1 protein-coding gene is annotated in these 1,053 nt (G+C 68.0%); it reads right to left on the bottom strand.

What is annotated here, in order from left to right; genetic code table 11:
• Nucleotides 1-64 precede the first annotated feature (64 nt).
• Nucleotides 65-832 (bottom strand): sulfurtransferase, encoded by a 768-nt coding sequence (locus tag ABGA94_RS12545; protein WP_375367425.1) that lies wholly within the window; start codon nt 830-832, stop codon nt 65-67.
• Nucleotides 833-1,053 lie beyond the last annotated feature (221 nt).

Below are 1,053 nucleotides of genomic sequence, written 5' to 3'. Positions count from 1 at the left end.
GGCCGCTGGCCGGCGGGCAACGTGCCCTGGCAGCCGGCCAGCGGCCGGCTCTACCGGGCAAGCGTCAGAACGCGCTGGGGCGCGGTTCGGGCAGCGGCTGGTCGACCATCGGCTTCAGCTCGGCATCCAGCGCCACGCGCTCATCGAACACGAAGCAGCGGCCTTCGTAGCCTTCGCCGCCCACCTCCTCGAAGTAGCCGAGGATGCCGCCATCGAGCTGCAGCACATTCTCCATGCCGTCATTGACCATCCACAGCGCGGCCTTCTCGCAGCGGATGCCGCCGGTGCAGAAACTGACCACGGTGCTGTCCCGCAGCGCATCGCGATGCGGCGCCAGCGCCTCGGGCAGGTCGGTGAACTTGCGGATGGGCAACACCAGCGCATCCTTGAAGGTGCCGTACTCCACTTCCTGCAGATTTCGCGTATCGAGCATCACCACCGGCTTGCCGGCATCGTCATGGCCCTGCCGCAGCCAGCGCTGCACGGTGGCCGGATCAACCGCTGGTGCGCGCGGATAGTCCAGCGGCTGGCCGTCATCGCGGCGGAAGCTGATGATCTCGTCCTTCACCTTGGCCTTCAGCCGCGCGAACGGCTGATGCTTGCTCAGGCTGGTCTTGACCCGCATGTCGGCGAAACGCGCATCGGCATGCAGCGCTGCATAGAAGCCCTCAACCGCCTCCGGCGCCCCCGCCAGAAACAGGTTCAGTCCCTCGCCCGCCACCAGGATCGTGCCGCGCAGCTGCGCCGTCTCGGCACGGGTCAGCAGCTGGTCGCACAGGGCCTGAGGGGCGTCGATGACGGCGAAATGATAGGCAGCGGTATTGGCGATCATCCCGCCATTTTAGCGCCTCCCGCCCGCACAGACAGATTCAGGGGTCAGGGCCCTCTGCGCGGCAGAGGGATCCGACCCCGGCAGGTACCCAGAACTTGTCAGAGGCGGGGAGGTGTGGGCAGGCGGGACCGTTGGCGCCATGGGCCCGAGGCATGCCTCGGGCGGGTTGGGCAGGACGCCCAACCCCGGTCTTGCCGTGTGCGCAGGACAGCGCACACGAG

This window comes from Stenotrophomonas sp. 3diitr2024 (assembly GCF_042136455.1).
Taxonomy (GTDB): Bacteria; Pseudomonadota; Gammaproteobacteria; order Xanthomonadales; family Xanthomonadaceae; genus Stenotrophomonas; species Stenotrophomonas sepilia.
This window is presented reverse-complemented; position numbering and strand designations above follow the sequence as displayed.

Excerpts from the sequence above, each read along its gene's own strand:
- ABGA94_RS12545 (WP_375367425.1), bottom strand. The coding sequence starts at position 832 with ATGATCGCCAATACCGCTGCCTATCATTTCGCCGTCATCGACGCCCCT.